Source organism: Anaerostipes sp. 992a, from assembly GCF_001940245.1.
In the GTDB taxonomy this organism is placed as follows: domain Bacteria; phylum Bacillota; class Clostridia; order Lachnospirales; family Lachnospiraceae; genus Fimousia.
Genome location: NZ_MJIG01000003.1, coordinates 259,057 through 276,907 on the forward strand (window position 1 = coordinate 259,057; position 17,851 = coordinate 276,907).

The 17,851-nt window shown below is 38.5% G+C and carries 18 protein-coding genes; 17 read left to right on the forward strand and 1 reads right to left on the reverse strand.

Translation table 11 applies throughout. From position 1 onward, the window contains the following. The first annotated feature begins 131 nt into the window (after window positions 1-131). The 13 genes from BHF69_RS02850 (at window position 132) to yajC (ending at window position 12,465) form a co-directional block, all read left to right on the forward strand. Window positions 132-1,394: a DNA polymerase Y family protein gene (locus BHF69_RS02850; protein ID WP_075669566.1), complete on the forward strand. Its 1,263-nt coding sequence runs from the start codon at window positions 132-134 to the stop codon at window positions 1,392-1,394. Window positions 1,395-1,580: 186 nt separating this feature from the next. Beyond that, window positions 1,581-3,068, forward strand: coding sequence for a threonine synthase (gene thrC / locus BHF69_RS02855; protein WP_075669567.1), 1,488 nt, complete (start codon window positions 1,581-1,583; stop codon window positions 3,066-3,068). Between the two features lie 137 nt (window positions 3,069-3,205). Next, the gene (locus BHF69_RS02860; RefSeq protein ID WP_075669568.1) at window positions 3,206-3,559 is read left to right on the forward strand and encodes a zinc ribbon domain-containing protein; all 354 of its coding nucleotides are present in this window, start codon (window positions 3,206-3,208) and stop codon (window positions 3,557-3,559) included. Window positions 3,560-3,722: 163 nt separating this feature from the next. After that, the gene (locus BHF69_RS02865; RefSeq protein ID WP_075669569.1) at window positions 3,723-4,670 is read left to right on the forward strand and encodes an ABC transporter ATP-binding protein; all 948 of its coding nucleotides are present in this window, start codon (window positions 3,723-3,725) and stop codon (window positions 4,668-4,670) included. Between the two features lies 1 nt (window position 4,671). After that, window positions 4,672-5,538: an ABC transporter permease gene (locus BHF69_RS02870; RefSeq protein WP_075669570.1), complete on the forward strand. Its 867-nt coding sequence runs from the start codon at window positions 4,672-4,674 to the stop codon at window positions 5,536-5,538. A gap of 15 nt (window positions 5,539-5,553) precedes the next feature. After that, complete coding sequence (locus tag BHF69_RS02875) at window positions 5,554-6,984, forward strand: GldG family protein (protein ID WP_158022543.1); 1,431 nt, start codon at window positions 5,554-5,556, stop codon at window positions 6,982-6,984. A 129-nt stretch (window positions 6,985-7,113) separates the two neighbouring features. Continuing rightward, on the forward strand, window positions 7,114-7,548 hold the full coding sequence (locus BHF69_RS02880) for a prepilin peptidase (RefSeq protein ID WP_075669572.1): 435 nt from the start codon (window positions 7,114-7,116) through the stop codon (window positions 7,546-7,548). A gap of 28 nt (window positions 7,549-7,576) precedes the next feature. Next, window positions 7,577-8,293: a PP2C family protein-serine/threonine phosphatase gene (locus tag BHF69_RS02885; RefSeq protein ID WP_075669573.1), complete on the forward strand. Its 717-nt coding sequence runs from the start codon at window positions 7,577-7,579 to the stop codon at window positions 8,291-8,293. Next, window positions 8,290-9,132: a protein kinase domain-containing protein gene (locus BHF69_RS02890; protein ID WP_075669574.1), complete on the forward strand. Its 843-nt coding sequence runs from the start codon at window positions 8,290-8,292 to the stop codon at window positions 9,130-9,132. The genes BHF69_RS02885 and BHF69_RS02890 overlap by 4 nt, the downstream gene beginning before the upstream one ends. 123 nt (window positions 9,133-9,255) lie before the next feature. Continuing rightward, window positions 9,256-9,891: a S1 RNA-binding domain-containing protein gene (locus tag BHF69_RS02895; RefSeq protein WP_083650982.1), complete on the forward strand. Its 636-nt coding sequence runs from the start codon at window positions 9,256-9,258 to the stop codon at window positions 9,889-9,891. Between the two features lie 8 nt (window positions 9,892-9,899). Beyond that, window positions 9,900-11,003: a chorismate synthase gene (gene aroC / locus BHF69_RS02900; RefSeq protein ID WP_075669576.1), complete on the forward strand. Its 1,104-nt coding sequence runs from the start codon at window positions 9,900-9,902 to the stop codon at window positions 11,001-11,003. 13 nt (window positions 11,004-11,016) lie between these two features. Continuing rightward, window positions 11,017-12,153: a tRNA guanosine(34) transglycosylase Tgt gene (tgt, locus tag BHF69_RS02905; RefSeq protein ID WP_075669577.1), complete on the forward strand. Its 1,137-nt coding sequence runs from the start codon at window positions 11,017-11,019 to the stop codon at window positions 12,151-12,153. 21 nt (window positions 12,154-12,174) lie between these two features. Then, window positions 12,175-12,465 carry a preprotein translocase subunit YajC gene (yajC, locus tag BHF69_RS02910; RefSeq protein ID WP_075669578.1) on the forward strand — a complete coding sequence of 97 codons (291 nt, stop codon included), beginning with the start codon at window positions 12,175-12,177 and terminating at the stop codon, window positions 12,463-12,465. Between the two features lie 65 nt (window positions 12,466-12,530). On the opposite strand, the gene BHF69_RS02915 is transcribed toward yajC, so the two are convergent. Beyond that, window positions 12,531-13,370: a PHP domain-containing protein gene (locus BHF69_RS02915; protein WP_075669579.1), complete on the reverse strand. Its 840-nt coding sequence runs from the start codon at window positions 13,368-13,370 to the stop codon at window positions 12,531-12,533. A gap of 100 nt (window positions 13,371-13,470) precedes the next feature. Here BHF69_RS02915 and BHF69_RS02920 point away from each other — a divergent pair, with 100 nt between their 5' ends. The 4 genes from BHF69_RS02920 to BHF69_RS02935 all read left to right on the forward strand — a co-directional run bounded on the left by BHF69_RS02920 (window position 13,471) and on the right by BHF69_RS02935 (window position 17,829). Beyond that, complete coding sequence (locus BHF69_RS02920) at window positions 13,471-13,824, forward strand: TIGR04086 family membrane protein (protein WP_158022544.1); 354 nt, start codon at window positions 13,471-13,473, stop codon at window positions 13,822-13,824. A 155-nt stretch (window positions 13,825-13,979) separates the two neighbouring features. Continuing rightward, window positions 13,980-14,120 (forward strand): six-cysteine ranthipeptide SCIFF, encoded by a 141-nt coding sequence (gene scfA, locus BHF69_RS02925; RefSeq protein ID WP_075669580.1) that lies wholly within the window; start codon window positions 13,980-13,982, stop codon window positions 14,118-14,120. Window positions 14,121-14,208: 88 nt separating this feature from the next. Then, on the forward strand, window positions 14,209-15,558 hold the full coding sequence (scfB, locus tag BHF69_RS02930) for a thioether cross-link-forming SCIFF peptide maturase (protein ID WP_075669581.1): 1,350 nt from the start codon (window positions 14,209-14,211) through the stop codon (window positions 15,556-15,558). 21 nt (window positions 15,559-15,579) lie between these two features. Then, the gene (locus tag BHF69_RS02935) at window positions 15,580-17,829 is read left to right on the forward strand and encodes a protein translocase subunit SecDF (RefSeq protein ID WP_075669582.1); all 2,250 of its coding nucleotides are present in this window, start codon (window positions 15,580-15,582) and stop codon (window positions 17,827-17,829) included. Window positions 17,830-17,851: the final 22 nt, after the last annotated feature.

A 17,851-nucleotide genomic window follows, 5' to 3' on the forward strand; every position in this document is an offset into this window, starting at 1 on the left:
AATCTTATCATATTTTTATAAAATTTTATCATTGGGAAAGAAAATGGAATATAATAAGAGAATGGTTAAGAAGGAAAAAATTACTTTACGAGAGAACATATGTTTGGTAAAATAAAGGTGGAGGGAGAAAGATGAAGCAGGACAGAATTATTTATCATATTGACGTGAATTCTGCATTCTTATCGTGGGAGGCAGTTTATCGAACTCAGGTAAAAAAAGATGCGGTAGATTTAAGAGAGATTCCGTCCATCATCGGTGGAGATGAAAAGCAGAGGCATGGAATTGTTCTGGCAAAATCGATACCGGCCAAAAGATTTGGAGTGAGAACGGGGGAACCTATTCGTGATGCGTTGGCAAAGTGTCCGGAGTTGGTTGTGTGTCCTCCCTGCTATCCTTTGTATGATCGATGTTCAAAGGCTATGCGCAGAGAATTTGAGGTATATTCCCCTACGATAGAAAAGTATAGTGTGGATGAATGTTTTATTGATATGACAGAGACCATGAGATTATTTGGAGATCCTGTGGAAACAGCCTATGAGCTTAAGGATAAGATTAAAAGCAAGCTTGGTTTTACTGTGAATATTGGTGTGGCTCCTAATAAGCTTTTGGCTAAGATGGCAAGCGACTTTGAGAAGCCAGATCGGGTTCATACTTTATTTTATGAAGAGATACCAAAGAAGATGTGGCCGCTTCCGGTAGAGAATCTGTTCTTTGTGGGACGTGCAACAAGAAAGAAGCTATATAATCTTGGAATTTTTACGATTGGACAGTTGGCACAATTTGATCTGGAATTGTTAAAGCTACATGTTGGGAATAAATATGGAATTATGATTCATAATTATGCCAATGGAATAGATGATTCCAGGGTAGAGGAGGAACCACCCATCAATAAAGGATATGGGAATAGTACGACGATTTCTCATGATGTATCGGATTGGACAGAGGGGAAAAAGATTATTTTATCGTTGGTAGAGAATGTTGCTGCAAGATTGAGACAGGATCGGGTTAAGACCAATTGCATTTGCCTGGAATTAAAGACAAGTGGCTTCCATACCTATTCTCATCAGAAGACTTTGAAGGGAGCTACGGATATTACCAATGATATCTATCAGGCGGCTGCAGAGCTCTTTGAAGAAATGTGGCAGGAGGAGCCGCTGCGATTGATCGGGGTGCGGGCCACAGGTATTACGGAAGACGGATATCAGTTTGGATTATTTGATTATCAGGAGAAAGAGAAACTGCAGAATATGGATAAGGCTATTGATGCTATCCGAAGTAAATTTGGTCAGGATGCAGTAAAGAGAGCCAGCTTTTTAAAGGGCGATATTGAGCATATGACTGGAGGAATCTCCAAAAAGAAACAGGAAGAAAACGAAGGAGGAATTGATTTCTGAGGTAGAACGTCATAGATGGTGGTTAAAAAATTAGAAAAGAGGCACAAATTTGTTGAAGAAATCGAAAAATTTATAAAAATAGTGGATAGATTCAGCGAAAAATGCATAGACGGCAAAGAATAAGCTGTGATATAATAGTGGCACTTAGTCAGAAGAAAAATTACAATATAGAAAAGGATGGATAAGATGGACTTAATTTATAGAAGTACAAGAAATGATAACGAAACAGCAACGGCTTCTCAGGCAATTTTAAAAGGACTTGCCAATAATAGCGGACTTTTTGTACCAACTGAGATTCCAAAGCTGGATGTTGGCATTGATGAGTTGGTAAGAATGAACTATCAGGAAACGGCCTATGCAGTTATGAAGCAGTTTTTTACTGACTTTACAGAAGAAGAATTAAAGTACTGTATTGAACATGCATACGATGATAAGTTCGATACACCGGATATTGTACCGATTATTAAAGCCGGAGAGGCTTATCATATGCAATTATTCCATGGTTCTACGATTGCATTTAAGGATATGGCACTTTCTATTCTTCCATATTTACTTGTAACTGCAGCGAAGAAGAATAATGTAAAGAACGAAATCGTTATTTTAACAGCAACTTCTGGTGATACTGGAAAAGCAGCTTTGGCGGGATTTGCAGATGTTCCTGGAACAAAGATTATCGTATTTTATCCAAAAGATGGCGTAAGTCCGATCCAGGAAAAACAGATGGTAACTCAAAAAGGAGATAATACATATGTTGTTGGAATCAAAGGAAACTTTGATGATGCACAGACAGGTGTGAAAAAGATGTTCTCTGATGTAGAACTTGCAAAAGAGATGGATGCAGCTGGATATCAGTTTTCTTCTGCAAATTCCATTAATATTGGACGTCTGGTTCCTCAGATTGTATATTATGTATACTCCTATGCAAAATTAGTGTCTAATAATGTAGTATCCAAAGGAACAGCGATGAATGTGGTAGTGCCTACAGGAAACTTTGGTAACATTTTGGCTGCTTATTACGCAAAACAGATGGGAATTCCAATTAAGACTTTTATTTGTGCTTCCAATGAGAATAAAGTGCTATTTGATTTCTTCCAGACGGGTACATATGATAAGAATAGAGAATTTATTTTAACTTCTTCTCCATCTATGGACATCCTGATTTCCAGCAACTTAGAGCGTCTGATTTATAAGATTGCAGGGGATGATGCAGAAAAATGCGCAGAGCTTATGAAGGCATTGTCAGAAGATGGTAAGTATACCATTACAGACGAGATGAAGAAAAATTTAAATGACTTTGTTGGCGTCTATACCACAGAAGAGGATACAGCAAAAGCAATTAAACGTATGTATAACGATATTGGTTATGTTATGGATACGCATACTGCAGTAGCAGCTCAGGGATATTATCAGTATATCGAAAAGACTGATGATCGTACTCCAACGGTAATTGCGTCTACTGCAAGTCCATATAAATTTACAAGAAGTGTCATGAATGCCATTGATCCTGCATATGACAGCAAGACCGATTTTGAATTGGTGGATGAATTAAGTAAGATTTCTAGAACTCCAGTGCCAAAAGCAATTGAGGAGATTCGTACAGCTCCAGTTCTTCACGATACCGTATGTGAGAAAGATCAGATGCTTGCAGAAGTAAAGAAGATTTTAGGTATTTAGGCTTTGAAAGGTTTATTTTAGAGGTAGAGTTTTTCTACCTCTTTTTCTTTTGGTTGTGAAAAAACAAAAGGTATATGAAATATGATAAATATGGTAAAATAAAAGTAATAAAATATAGCAGAAAGGACGGAGTTTGTATGGCATTTTTTGATGATTTACAAAAAAATTTGTCTGCAGCCGGAAAGCAGGCAGCAGATAAGGCAAAAGAAGTTGCAGATTTAACGATGAAGACGGCTGAGCTTCGTAGAGAAGAACAGGAATTAAAGGATTGTTATGCAAGAATTGGACAGCGTTTATATGAGTCTACCAAAGAAGTTCCATCAGAAGCAGATCTGGATGATTTTAATCAGATAGAAGCACATCTGAATAATATTAAGAATATTGAGGAAGAAATTCAACAGTTAAAGGGTAAGAAGCCATGCCCAAATTGTGGGAAGACGATAGATGCGGAAAGTAAATTCTGTAATTATTGTGGAACAGTATTAGAATAAGTAAGAATACCTCTGGTCACTTAAATGGACGCAGGGGTATTTTTTATGAAAGGCGTAAAATCCTGCAAAACAGGATTCTTTTTGATTGTCTGTGAAATGTTCACAAAGTGTTCGCATTTATAGTATATAATAGACTCCAGAAATAAAAGAAAGGGAGTTTGCAATGATTCAGATTACTAATTTAGTAAAAAAATATGGAAATAAAACAGCACTTCAGGGCATTGACTTAACGGTAAAAGAAGGGGAAATTATGGGACTTCTTGGACCAAATGGTGCTGGAAAGTCAACCACCATGAATATTATGACCGGATACCTGTCTGCAACCAGTGGGGAAGTTAAAATCAATGGACATGATATTTTAACAGAACCTATAGAAACGAAAAAATCCATTGGATATCTTCCAGAGATTCCACCACTGTATATGGATATGAAGGTAAAAGAATATCTGAATTTTGTGGCGCAGTTAAAAAAACTGAAAAAAGCGGAAAGAAAGAAGCAGGTAGAGCAGGTTATGGAATTGGTAGAAGTAAAAGAATACGAAAACCGCTTGATCAAGTATCTATCCAAAGGATATAAGCAGAGGGTTGGATTGGCTCAGGCGCTTCTTGGAGAACCGAAACTATTGATTTTAGATGAGCCCACCGTAGGTTTAGATCCAAATCAGATTATCAGAATGAGAAAACTGATCAAAGATCTTGCAAAAGATCATACGATTATTTTAAGCTCACACATTTTATCAGAAATCAGCGCGATCTGTGACAGTGTGGTGATCATTGATCAAGGAAAGGTAATTGCCAGAGGTACAGCAGAAGAACTGGAGGAACAGTTTACCAATAAAGAAGTCATTTGGCTGACAGTAAAAGGAGAACAGGAAAAAGTAAAAAGTGCAGTAAAGGAATGTAAATGTTTTGTTTCTTATGATATGGAAGAGCTGGAAGAAGAGCAATGGAGAATCAGAGCAGAAATGAAGAGTGAAGAGGATATGAGAGATCAGCTGTTCTTTTATTTTGCGGAAAAGAAAATACCAGTTCTGAATATGGAACAGGAGACAAAATCCTTAGAAGATGTCTTCCTGCAACTAACAGGAAAAGAAAGTGAGGAAGCGAAATAATATGAAAGCGATTTATTTAAAAGAATTGAAAAGCTATTTTCAGTCTATGATAGGATATATTTATCTTGCCTTTTTTACGGTAGCCATTGGGATTTATTATATATACTACTGTGTATTAAATGCAACAACCAATTTTTCCTATTATGTATTGGGAAGTGTATCTACCATCTTTTTGATCACAATTCCAATTTTAACAATGAAATTGATTTCTGAGGAAAAGCGGCAGAAAACGGATCAGCTTTTATTTACAGCACCGGTACGTACATGGGAAATTATTGTGGGAAAATATCTGGCATCTCTTACAGTCTTTGTAATATCCTTGCTCTTGATTGCATTATTTCCATTAATGCTCAGCTTGTTTGGAAAAGTAAACTGGCCGATGACTGCATCAGGCTTTCTTGGAGTCTTTTTATTTGGAGCAGGACTGATGGCCATAGGACTGTTGATTTCCTGTGTGACAGAACATCAGATGGTAGCAGCACTCTTAAGTTTTGCCATTTTTATTGTCATGTATCTTCTTCCAAATATTACGGATATGTTCCCATCAAGTGGAATTTTCACAGTTGTGTTCTTGGTGATTTTAGTACTCCTTCTGGCATGGCTGTTTTACAGTGAGACAAAGGATATTCGGATCGCACTGATATCCGGAGTTGTTCCAATTGGGATTATAGTGGGCATGTATGTGTGGAAATCAGAAATTTTTGACAATGGAATTTCCAATATCGTATCCTGGTTTTCTTTGCTAGATCGATTTAACGATTTTATTAGCGGAGTATTAAATGCATCTTCTGTGGTATATTATGTATCTTTTATTGTTGCTTCTTTGTTTATTGGAACACAGATATTAGAGCGTAGAAGATGGAAATAAGGAGGAACGATGGATATGAATTTTAAAATTAAAAATAGAAAGAAAAAAGAAAAAAACCAGACAGTTCCAGTCGGAGTAAAAACAAAAAAAGCGTTAGGTGCATTCTCAGCCACTTCTATTGTTCTGGTCATAATGATTGCAATATTGGCAAATGTTCTGATCACCAAAACAGACTGGAGCTACGATGTGACAGATAATAAGCTATATACACTGTCTGAACAGTCTAAAAAAATTGTAAAGAACCTGGATCAGGATGTAACAATCTATTTCTTATCCAGCAAAAAAAATACAGATGATGGTTATTTAAAAATTGTAAATCAATACAAAAAGAATTCCAAGCATGTTTCGGTCAAATTCCGCGATATGGAGTTATATCCGAACTTTGCAAAAAAATATGTTTCTTCAGGAACTGCAGAAGAGGGTGGAATCATTGTTGTTTGCGGAGAAAAGGGAAAATATATTTCTCCAAATGACTTTGTTGGAACATCTATGGATGACAGCGGAAATTACAGTACGGAAGTTACGCTGGAGCCATCTGTGACTTCTGCTATTAATTATGTAACATCAGATGATACGCCAGTTATTTATTTGTTGTCTGGTCATGGTGAATTGGAGCTTGATTCCTCTTTCCAGAGCAGTATCGAAAGGGACAATTATGAATTTAAAGAGCTAAATCTGTTGACGGAATCGAAAGTACCAGAAGATTGTGAGATTTTGATGATTAATGGACCAACATCAGATATTAACTCTGCGGATATGAAAAAAGTAAAAAAATACCTGAATAATGGCGGCAAGCTCTTCTATGTATGTAATACAGATGCGGATACTTTAAAGAACTTTGAATCGATACTGGATTCTTATGGAATTGGTATCAACGATGGTATTGTGGTTGAGACAGATGGCTCTATGTACATGCAGGGATATCCAACCTATCTCCTTCCAACCATAGAAGCCACGGATATTACCAGCGCTTTGGCAGAGAATAAATCTTATATTTTGATGCCGGTCAGCAAGGGATTTACATTAACAGGAAATGCAAGCGCTCTGTTATCTACCAGTGATGGTGCTTATTCTAAGGTGAATTTAGAAAGTGAAACAGTGGACAAAGAAAGTGGCGATATCAATGGACCATTCTCAGTAGCAGCAGAGTCAATGAACGATGATGGAGAGATTCAGGTTGTAGCAATTGGATCTCCAAGTATGATGATGGAAGAAATTGATCAATATGTTTCAGGAACCAATTCTGATTTTGTATCAAATTGTGTCAATGGCATGACCGATCAGGAGGAAAAAATCTCTATTAAGGCCAAAGAGGTATCCAATGATACGGCTACTTATACGACAGCAGCAGTTCAGGCAGTATCCTTTGTGTCTGTAATTGGAATTCCAGTGTGCATTCTGATTATTGGTCTGATTGTTGTGATTTTAAGAAAACGAAGCAAATAAAAAGTTTATAGTGTATTTAAGGGACACTTCATATAAAGGAGTGTTCCTTTTTATTTTATTAAAAAATGATTGACAAATGGAATTTTATGTATATAATTGTAAATAAATGGAAGAATGGAGGGGCGAAAGATGTTCTTATTGCTGTTTCTTGGTGTAGTTGCTTACAAGGACATGAGTGAAAGGAGAATTCCTCTTATCTACATGGGGATAGGATTATCATACTGTTTTTGTTGCAACATATGGAAGTTATATCGTGGTGCACAGATTTTATCGTTGATAAGAATATGGGATTTTTTATTTGCAGGAGCTATAGTGGGAGCATGTTTTTTGTGTCGAAGGATTAGGCCGGAAACCATAGGGCTTGGGGATATCTGGCTTTTGTTGGTGACAGCGCTTCTTGCCGGGTATGATCGTATACTGGGGATTTTAATGATGGCTTTTCTCATTCTTATGGGATGCTCTGGGCTGTTATTGATGAGAGGATATTCAAAGAATACCACACTTCCTTTCGCGCCTTTTTTACTGATCGGTTATGTGGGATATTTAGCTATTTCAGCATTGTGAGAAATGATAAGAGAAGGGGGAGTATATAGTGATCAAGTTGGAGTATATGATAGATGCAGGATGTGCCGGAAGGGCGAATCAGGATGCTTATTGGGTTAAGCAAGGAATCTTTCAGGGAAAGCAGGTTGTATTGGCTATGGTGTGTGATGGAGTTGGCGGAGTGGCAAAGGGAGAAGTGGCGAGCAGAAAGACCATTGATTATATAGTGGGAGGTTTCTGGTCAAATTTACCTGATTTCTTACAAAAGGACCTGTCTATGAAGCAAATGGGAGATAAGATGGATCAGTATCTTCAGAAAGCCAATCGTTATCTTTATAGAGCGAGTTGCAGTAACGGAATTCGGACAGGAACCACCATTGCCTTGTATTTTATGCTGGATAGGAAATATCTGATTGTGAATGTGGGAGACAGCAGAGTCTATTGGTTGAAGGAAAAGGGAATGTATCGCACCAGGGATCATACCTTATATGAACGTAGACGGCATGGTGGAATGGCACCGGAAAAGGAAAAGCACATTTTGTGGCAGAGTGTGGGAAGTCAGACGAAGGTCAGGGCTGATCGATATATGGGAGAAGTGGATCAGAGTATGGATGTGTTATTACTGACCGATGGAGCATATCGACCGTTTTCCAAGCAGGAGATTCGGGAGTATTGTCAATATGGAAATTTAAACAAAATGAGGCGTCAGGCATTGAAGAGGAAAGAAGCAGATAATATGGCGGGAGTGAGAATTGAAATTCGATGAAAGACGTATGTATAGGAGCAGGTGGAAGTGGAAAAGTATATCGAATCTGGAAGGAAGAAGAAGGATGCTTTGTAGTTGAAAAAAGAAGCAGAGAGTCGCTGCTTTGGGAAGCATTTTGGTTAGAGAAGCTGCAGGGATTTTCTGTTCCGTGTTTTTATGGGGTAGAAAGGAAAAAGGGGTGTTGGACTATTCAGATGGAGTATGTAACTGGAAGGTCCTTACGGCAGCTTCTTGCAGAAGGAAAGCTGGATAGGCTAAGAAGGATTTCCGTTATGAAATCAATGGTCAGAGAACTGAATCGGATTCGAAAAAACTTTCCAGAAATTGTATTTTGTGATATTAAGCCTGCGAATGTTATGGTAAATCAGAGAAATGAGATAACTTTGATCGATTTTGGTGCTATTACCCAGCCCGGAGCGGGAAAAAGGTGTTTTGGAACGAAGCCTTATGCAGCACCGGAATTATTACAGGGGAATCCTGGAAGGAAAAGTGATATTTATAGCATTGGACAGATTATGTGGCAGTTAAATAGGAAAAAGAAGAATCTTTTCTTTTACTTTGTCATACGTCCTTGTATCCGAAAAAAGGAAGCACGTAGAACAGATAATCTAGATCGTATTTATCGAAGGATTTCTGTAGCTGAAAGAGCTGAACGCTGGGTTCAGGCAATCAAATATATTAGAAAAAAGATGTTTGGAATCATGTTATTTCTGTTGGTATACATCGGTATAAAGAAAGGATATTTTTCATCAGAAAAAATCGGATTGGGGTGGGAAGAAATGAAGAATATGTGTAGAATGTTATTATTTGTGAAGCTGGGACGGTCGTGGCTGTTATAATTTATCTCGTGGGAGAAGACTTCCGCTGCGATAGGTGGTGAAAAATTTATGTCTATATTCTTTTGACAGGATGTGCTATAATTAGTGTTAATGATTATTTAAAAGAAAAGGAGTGTATATATAATGTCAGAAGAATTAAAGGTCCAGGAAGCATGGGATAATTTAGAAGAAATATATGAAGCAGGAACCGTATTGGATTTAAAGGTAGAAGGAATTGTGAATGCAGGCGTGATCGTGTATGTAGAAGGAATCCGCGGATTTATTCCGGTATCTCAGTTATCTACAAGATATGTTGAGGATACTAATCCATATCTGCATAAAATGGTTCAGGCTAAAATTATTGAGGTGAGTCAGGAGGAAAAGAGACTGATTTTATCTGTACGTGAAGTGGAAATGATGAAAGCGGAAGAAGCAAAGCAGGCTAAGATCGCAGCTTTTGTACCAGGAACTGTAGTAGAAGGAAAAGTGGAAACGATCAAACCTTATGGGGCATTTGTGGATCTTGGAGATGGAATCAGTGGTCTGGTTCATATTTCTCAGTTCTGTGAAAAGAGAATTAAGTCTGCAGCTGAGGTAGTAGAGCAGGGACAGGAAGTAAGAGTACGTATTTTAAAAGTTGAAGATGGTAAGATTAGCTTGTCTATGAAAGGGTTATTAGAGACTGACGAAGAAGAGGCAGAACCAGAAGTAAAAGAGTACAAGGCAGATGGAGATGCATCCACCAGTCTTGCAGATTTATTATCTGGAATCAAGTTATAGGAGGCAGTATGGCAGGATCTAGCATTGGAACAATTTTTCGAATTACCACATGGGGGGAAACTCATGGAAAAGGTGTAGGGGTTGTAATTGACGGAGTACCAGCCGGCCTTGCATTGTGTGAAGAAGATATTCAGATTTATCTAAATCGCCGAAAACCAGGACAGTCAAAGTTCGTATCTCCAAGAAAAGAAAGTGATACGGTAGAGATTTTATCAGGAGTATTTGAGGGAAAGACGACAGGAACACCGGTCTCCCTTATCGTTATGAATCAGAATCAGCGTTCAAAGGATTACAGCAATATTATGAATTGCTACCGTCCGGGACATGCAGATTTTACGTTTGATGCCAAATATGGAATTCGTGATTATCGTGGCGGAGGACGCTCCTCTGCCAGAGAGACGATTGGTCGTGTGGCGGCTGGTGCAGTGGCTGCAAAGATTTTGGAACAGATGGGTATTGTATTTACCACTTACGCAAAGGCCATTGGAGGCATCGAAGTGGATATGAATCGTTTTGACCGGGAAGAGATTATGCAGAATCCTTTTTATATGCCGGACAAAGAGGCAGCGCAGAAAGTTTCTGCATATGCAGAAGAGATGATGAAGAACAAGAATTCCATTGGCGGGATTGTAGAATGCCGTATCCAGGGAGTACCTGCTGGGATTGGAGATCCAGTTTTTGAAAAGATCAGTGCGAATCTTGGAAAGGCAGTTCTTTCTATTGGTGCAGTAAAAGGATTTGAGATCGGGGATGGTTTTTCAGTTGCCGAATCCAATGGTGCGGCGAACAATGACAATTTCTATGTAACAGAAGACGGAGCAATCGCAAAGAAAACGAATCATTCTGGAGGGACCTTAGGTGGAATGACGGATGGAAGCGAGATTGTGTTCCGTACGGCATTTAAGCCTACACCATCTATTGCACAGGTACAGGAAACGGTCACAACCAATATGGAAGAAGTAGAGATTGAGATAACTGGACGACATGATCCGATTATTGTGCCAAGAGCGGTGGTTGTAGTGGAATCTATGGCAGCAATCACAATTTTGGACGCACTTTTACTAAATATGACTGCACGTTTAGATCGTATTTGTGAATTTTATAATCGATAATAGGTGAATGAAGATGTATGAATTATTGAAAAAGGATGGAAGAGCCAAACGAGGTCGTCTGACAACAGTACATGGAGTGATCGAAACACCGGTTTTTATGAATGTAGGAACGGTAGCAGCCATTAAAGGTGCTGTCAGCACCGACGATTTAAAAGAAATCAAGACTCAGGTGCAGTTATCTAATACGTATCATCTCCATGTCAGAACAGGAGACCAGCTGATCAAACAGTTTGGAGGTCTTCACAAGTTTATGGTTTGGGATAGACCAATTTTGACAGATTCTGGTGGCTTTCAGGTGTTTTCCCTGGCAGGGCTAAGGAAGATTAAGGAAGAAGGTGTATATTTTCAGTCTCACATTGATGGACATAAAATTTTTATGGGGCCAGAGGAGAGCATGCAGATTCAATCCAATTTAGGATCTACTATTGCTATGGCGTTTGATGAATGTCCGCCTCATCCAGCGACAAGAGAATATATGCAGAATTCTGTAGATCGGACGACCAGATGGTTAGAACGGTGTAAAAAAGAGATGGCTCGGTTGAATACACTTGAGGATACAGTGAATCCCCATCAGCTGTTATTTGGAATTAATCAGGGAGGTACCTTTGAGGATATTCGTATTCAGCATGCCAAGACCATCAGTGAGATGGATTTGGATGGATATGCACTGGGGGGACTTGCCGTGGGAGAAAGTCATGAAGAGATGTATCGTATTCTCGATGAGACGGTTCCATACCTTCCAGAAAATAAGCCAACTTATCTAATGGGAGTGGGAACTCCAGCGAATATTTTAGAAAGCGTAGAACGAGGGGTAGATTTTTTTGATTGTGTATACCCAACGAGAAATGGACGTCATGGTCATGTATATACCAATGAAGGAAAACTCAATTTGTTTAATAAAAAGTATGAGCTAGACGCTCGGCCAATTCAGGAAGGATGTCAATGTCCGGCTTGTAGAAGCTACAGCAGAGCTTATATCAGACATTTATTAAAGGCGAAAGAAATGCTAGGATTGCGTCTTTGTGTATTGCATAATTTGTATTTTTATAATACAATGATGGAAGAAATTCGCCTTGCGATTGAGGAAGGTCGTTTCCAGGAATATAAAAAAGCAAAACTGGAAGGATTTCAAATAAATGATAAGAAATAATCATAAGATGGAGGAAGAAACATGAATAGTGCAATGATGCAGACAGTAATGGCCCTTGTTGTGTGTGCTGTACTTATGTATTTTATGGCAATCAGACCACAGAAAAAGTATGACGAGAAAAAGAGACAGTTGATTAGTTCTTTGGCAGTCGGAGACAGCATTAAGACATCAAGCGGATTTTATGGAGTTATTCTTGGGATTGAAGGTGATGTTGTTATCGTTGAATTTGGTAATGACAAACATTGTAGAATTCCTATGGATGTAAATTGTATTGAAGAAGTGGATAAACCACAGGCAGATACAGAAGAGTAAGAAAGAAAAGCCGATTGGAAGTGATATAAAGTATCTTTTTCCAATCGGCTTTATTTGCCCCAAAATTATTTTTCGGGCTGTAATTCTGTCAACAGGCTTTCGTGAATCCGTAATCCGCCACGACCAATTCCCAGTTGGATATCTGGCTTATTGGCACCATGAAAATCGGAGCCACCGGTAGCAACCAGTTGAAATTGGTGAGTCAGTTCTCTTAAATAGCTGCTCTGTTGCTGATAGTTATTAGAGTGGTAGACCTCGATTCCCTTTAGACCAAGTTCCTTTAATTCACTGATCAATGAGATCAGCTGAGCATTGGAAAGGTGATATTCATATGGGTGGGCGAGAACAGGAATTCCACCAGCATCTACGATATAGCGAATTGCGTCAGCAGGTTTGATTTCAGAGCGCGGAATGTAATACTTTTTGCCTTCACCCAGATATTTTTGAAAAGCAGCATCCTTTGAGGAAACAATTCCTTCTTCCACCAAAACTCGGGCAAAATGGGCACGGGTAATTACAGTATCTGGATTCCCATGCTGGAGTTTTTCCATTGTGATAGGAAAACCATCTTTTTGAAAAGCCTCAAGCATGCGTTCGTTACGGCTGGCTCGATTTTTCCTAAGTGATTCTAATCGATCCAGCAGGAGGGAATCCTTGTAGTCTAAGTAAAATCCCAACATATGAATTTCTTTACCCATGGCATGGCAGGTGACCTCAATTCCGGGAATCAGTGTGATTTGGTATTCTTTGGCAGCTTGTAAAGCCTCTGGAATTCCAGCTACTGTATCGTGATCAGTTAATGCTATGGCACAAAGTTCCTGGTCTTTAGCAGCTTTTACTACATCGGCAGGAGTCAGAGTTCCATCAGAGGCGGTGGAATGAACATGTAAATCAATAAAACTCATAATAGTGACCTCTTTCTTTTTTGTAAATTATCATTAGTTTATCACATCTAATGCATGAAATCCAATGCTCCTTCATATAGGTATAGAAGGAGGTGGTCCGATGAAAAAAGGAATCAGGTTATTGCAGGGACTTTTGCTGGCTTACATAATTACTGGTATCTTATTAATGGTGTTGGCATTTTTGTTGTATCGATTGGAGTGGGGAGAGAACGCATCTCATATTGGTATTATTGTTACCTATATATTATCTACGGTAATCGGAGGATTTTATGTAGGGAAAAAGGTAAAAAGGCAAAGATTTTTGTTTGGATTGGCGTTTGGAACGCTTTATATAGGGATTATTTTGGGCATATCAATGATTCTTTATCCAAAGGCTGAAATTTTTTCAGGAAGCCTTGTAACCGTATTTGGTATGTGTGTTGGAGGAGGAATGCTGGGAGGTATTCTGTCTTGAGAAGAGGAGACTTAGAAAAAAATCTTTTAAATAGAAAAATTATATGATATAATACTATAAGCTTTATCCAGCCGAAGATGGGTCGGTAGGGCCGTCGCTGGTTGGGAAACTGCGTATCAGCGCACAAATATTATACAATGAGGAGGCGTTAAAGCATGAAACGTATTAAAACATTAACAAACAAAACTTTAAAAAATACTATGAAAAAGGGCGGATGTGGAGAATGCCAGACATCTTGCCAGTCAGCTTGTAAAACATCTTGTACAGTTGGAAATCAGAGCTGCGAAAACAAATAAGAACATAAAAAGAAATGGAGGCGTCCTTTACAGATGCCTCCATATCATCGTTATGAAAAGAACATGATCTGTTTAAAGGAGAAAAATCGTGGTACATCAATATAAGAATAATGGATACAATATGGTCTTAGATGTGTGCAGCGGATCTGTCCATGTTGTTGATGATCTGAGTTATGATGTCATTGCGTTATTTGAAGATAATAGCGAGGATGAAATTGTAAAAAAATTATCCAAGTATGACGAAAAAGAAGTAAGAGAAGTAATTGAAGAAGTAAAAGAATTGAAAGAAGAAGGAATGCTTTTCACAGAAGATATTTATAAGGATTATATTTTTGATGTGAAGAAGCGTTCTACTGTTGTAAAAGCATTGTGTTTACATATTGCACATGATTGTAACCTGGCCTGCAAATATTGTTTTGCAGAAGAAGGAGAATATAAAGGCGACCGTTCCCTTATGAGTTCTGAAGTAGGGAAAAAGGCATTGGATTTTCTCGTAGAGAATTCTGGAAATCGAGTAAATTTGGAAGTGGATTTCTTTGGTGGAGAGCCATTGATGAATTTTGATGTGGTAAAAGAAATTGTTGCTTATGGAAGAAGTTTGGAAAAAGAACATAATAAAAAGTTCCGTTTTACGCTGACGACCAATGGAATGCTTCTAAATGATGAAATTATGGAATTCGCCAATAAAGAAATGAGCAACGTGGTACTGAGCATTGATGGAAGAAAGGAAATTCACGATTTAATGCGCCCAACTCCAAATGGAAAGGGCAGTTATGACATTATTCTTCCAAAATTTCAGAAGTTTGCCAAGTTAAGAGGCGGTAAGAGTTATTATGTAAGAGGAACTTTTACAAGAAATAATCTGGATTTTTGTGAGGATGTTCTCCATATGGCTGATTTGGGCTTTGATGAGATTTCCATTGAACCGGTGGTAGCAGAAGAGGAAGCTCCTTATGCCATTCGCGAGGAAGATTTGCCGAAGATTTTTGAACAGTATGATCTTTTGGCAAAAGAGATGATCAAAAGGGAAAAAGAGGGAAGAGGATTTACATTTTTTCATTATATGATTGATCTAACGGGAGGTCCATGTGTGGCAAAGCGTCTGTCCGGATGTGGTTCTGGAACCGAATATCTGGCCGTAACACCATGGGGAGATCTATATCCGTGTCATCAATTCGTTGGCGAAGATGGATTCCTACTGGGGAATGTCTTTGATGGCATTCAAAAGCAGGAATTGGTAAATGAATTTAAAGGATGTAACGTATACACAAAAGAAAAATGTAAAGATTGTTTTGCAAGATTTTATTGCAGTGGCGGTTGTGCAGCTAATTCTTATAAGTTCCATGGAACATTAAATGATGCTTATGACATTGGATGTGAGATGGAGCGCAAGAGAGTGGAATGTGCACTGATGATAAAGGCTGCTCTAGCGGAGTAGAAAATAAGAAAGGATAACAGTATGAAAAAGAGTAAGAGAAAAGTCATTTTAGGTTTTCTGCTTGTAATCATTCTGACCGTTGCTGGTGGCGTTATCAGCTATCAGGGGATTGGAAAAAAGCACACGGGAAGCGCCCAAAATATTGATTTGGGTCTTGACCTTGCAGGAGGGGTTAGTATTACCTATGAAGTTCAGGGAAAAAAGATTTCTCAGAAGGACATGGACGATACGATTTATAAACTGCAGAAACGTGTAGATGGTTATAGTACGGAGTCAGAAGTTTATCAGGAAGGTGATAAACGAATTAAAATTGAGATTCCAGGGGTGACAGATGCCAATACAATTTTAGAAGAATTGGGTCAGCCAGGAACCTTAAGTTTTATGACACCAGATGGGCAGGTAGTATTAACTGGTTCTAACGTAAAATCTGCAGAGGCGCAGACAGGTGATGACAATGGTACAAAGAAGTATTATGTAGCGTTGGAATTTGATGAAGAGGGAACCAAAGCATTTGCAACTGCCACAAAGAACTTTTTAGGACAGCAGATTTATATTATCTATGATAATCAGATTGTAAGTGCGCCATCTGTTAATTCTGAGATTAAGAATGGAGAGTGTGTCATTGAAGGAATGGAAAGTTTTGAAGCAGCAGAAAATCTTGCTTCTTCCATTCGAATTGGGGCACTTCCAGTGGAGTTAAAGGAATTAAGCTCTAATGTGGTTTCTGCGAAGTTGGGAGCAAATGCCATTGCATCAACATTAAAAGCCGGTGCCATCGGGTTTGCACTGGTAGCTATTTTTATGATGATCGTATATCTGGTTCCTGGAGTATGCGCAAGTATCGCCTTAGTAAGCTATATTGTAATGATGCTTCTGGCATTGAATGGATTTAATGTTACGTTGACACTTCCAGGATTGGCAGGTATTATTCTGACTATTGGTATGGCAGTGGATGCCAATGTTATTATTTATACGCGTATTCGGGAAGAGATTGCAACTGGAAAGAGTGTACTTACTTCTATTAAAGAAGGATTTAGTAAAGCGAGCTCTGCTATTTTAGACGGTAATATTACAACCTTGATCGCAGCAGCAGTATTATGGTTTAAAGGCTCAGGATCTGTCAAAGGATTTGCACAGACATTGGCTATTGGTATTCTGATTTCCATGTTTACTGCATTGGTTGTCAGCAGGATTTTAGCTTATGCATTTTACTATTTTGGCTTTAAAGATACCAGGTTCTATGGAAAGATCAAAGAAGGAAAGAAGATTAATTATACCAAGCTGAGTAAAAAATGCATGATTTTATCACTGGTGGTGATTCTGGCAGGATTTGCTTTTATGCCGATCAATAAAGCGGATAAGGATATTGGACATCCGTTGAATTTCAGCCTGGAGTTTTCTGGCGGAACATCATCTACCGTTACCTTTGATAAAGATACCAAGCTAAACAGCAGCTTGGAGAAGAAGGTTGTGAAATTATATGAGGATGTTTCTGAGTCTTCTTCTGTGCAAACACAGAAGGTATCAGACAGCAACCAGATGATCATAAAGACAGTCAGTCTTACGTTGGAGCAGAGAGAGAAGCTGGAAAGTTCTCTTACCAAGAACTACCATGCTAAGAGCGTAGCATGCGAGAATATCAGCTCTACCATTAGTTCTGAGATGCAGCGGGATGCGATCATTGCTGTTATCATTGCGACTGTTTGTATGTTGATATATATCGCATTTCGATTTAAAGATATTAAATTTGGTGGAAGCGCAGTTTTGGCATTGCTTCATGACGTACTGGTCGTGCTTACGGTATATTCCATCGGACGATTGTCTGTAGGAAGTAATTTTATCGCATGTATGTTGACTATTGTTGGTTATTCGATCAATGCTACGATTATTATCTTCGACCGTATCCGTGAGAATTTAAAAGCTATGGATGGCGAAGAACTGGATGATATCGTTAATACAAGTATCAACCAGACATTTACAAGAACGATCAATACTTCTATTACTACATTTATTATGGTATTGTGTCTGTTCTTACTGGGATCCTCCAGCATTCGTGAATTTGCGTTGACCTTAATGGCTGGTATTGTCTGTGGTGCATATTCTTCTGTATGTATTACTGGACCAGTATGGTATTATATGAAGAAAAGAGAAAAAGGAAAACGCAAAGCAGTAAGCTCTAAATCAGGAGTGGATGTATCCAAGGGGCTTATTGGAAATAGAAAAGAGAAAAAAGCTGCAAAACGAACTGGAAAGAGACAAAAAAGACGTTAATAGGATTTGTGACAGGAAGGGG

What these genes read in the sequence shown, in the direction of transcription:
- tgt (WP_075669577.1), top strand. Translation starts at nt 11,017, where the DNA reads ATGTATGAATTATTGAAAAAGGATGGAAGAGCCAAACGAGGTCGTCTG.
- scfA (WP_075669580.1), top strand. Translation starts at nt 13,980, where the DNA reads ATGAAACGTATTAAAACATTAACAAACAAAACTTTAAAAAATACTATG.
- BHF69_RS02880 (WP_075669572.1), top strand. Translation starts at nt 7,114, where the DNA reads ATGTTCTTATTGCTGTTTCTTGGTGTAGTTGCTTACAAGGACATGAGT.
- BHF69_RS02875 (WP_158022543.1), top strand. Translation starts at nt 5,554, where the DNA reads ATGAATTTTAAAATTAAAAATAGAAAGAAAAAAGAAAAAAACCAGACA.
- BHF69_RS02890 (WP_075669574.1), top strand. Translation starts at nt 8,290, where the DNA reads ATGAAAGACGTATGTATAGGAGCAGGTGGAAGTGGAAAAGTATATCGA.
- BHF69_RS02920 (WP_158022544.1), top strand. Translation starts at nt 13,471, where the DNA reads ATGAAAAAAGGAATCAGGTTATTGCAGGGACTTTTGCTGGCTTACATA.
- BHF69_RS02870 (WP_075669570.1), top strand. Translation starts at nt 4,672, where the DNA reads ATGAAAGCGATTTATTTAAAAGAATTGAAAAGCTATTTTCAGTCTATG.
- BHF69_RS02850 (WP_075669566.1), top strand. Translation starts at nt 132, where the DNA reads ATGAAGCAGGACAGAATTATTTATCATATTGACGTGAATTCTGCATTC.
- BHF69_RS02915 (WP_075669579.1), bottom strand. Translation starts at nt 13,370, where the DNA reads ATGAGTTTTATTGATTTACATGTTCATTCCACCGCCTCTGATGGAACT.
- thrC (WP_075669567.1), top strand. Translation starts at nt 1,581, where the DNA reads ATGGACTTAATTTATAGAAGTACAAGAAATGATAACGAAACAGCAACG.
- aroC (WP_075669576.1), top strand. Translation starts at nt 9,900, where the DNA reads ATGGCAGGATCTAGCATTGGAACAATTTTTCGAATTACCACATGGGGG.
- BHF69_RS02865 (WP_075669569.1), top strand. Translation starts at nt 3,723, where the DNA reads ATGATTCAGATTACTAATTTAGTAAAAAAATATGGAAATAAAACAGCA.
- BHF69_RS02895 (WP_083650982.1), top strand. Translation starts at nt 9,256, where the DNA reads ATGTCAGAAGAATTAAAGGTCCAGGAAGCATGGGATAATTTAGAAGAA.
- BHF69_RS02935 (WP_075669582.1), top strand. Translation starts at nt 15,580, where the DNA reads ATGAAAAAGAGTAAGAGAAAAGTCATTTTAGGTTTTCTGCTTGTAATC.
- BHF69_RS02860 (WP_075669568.1), top strand. Translation starts at nt 3,206, where the DNA reads ATGGCATTTTTTGATGATTTACAAAAAAATTTGTCTGCAGCCGGAAAG.
- yajC (WP_075669578.1), top strand. Translation starts at nt 12,175, where the DNA reads ATGAATAGTGCAATGATGCAGACAGTAATGGCCCTTGTTGTGTGTGCT.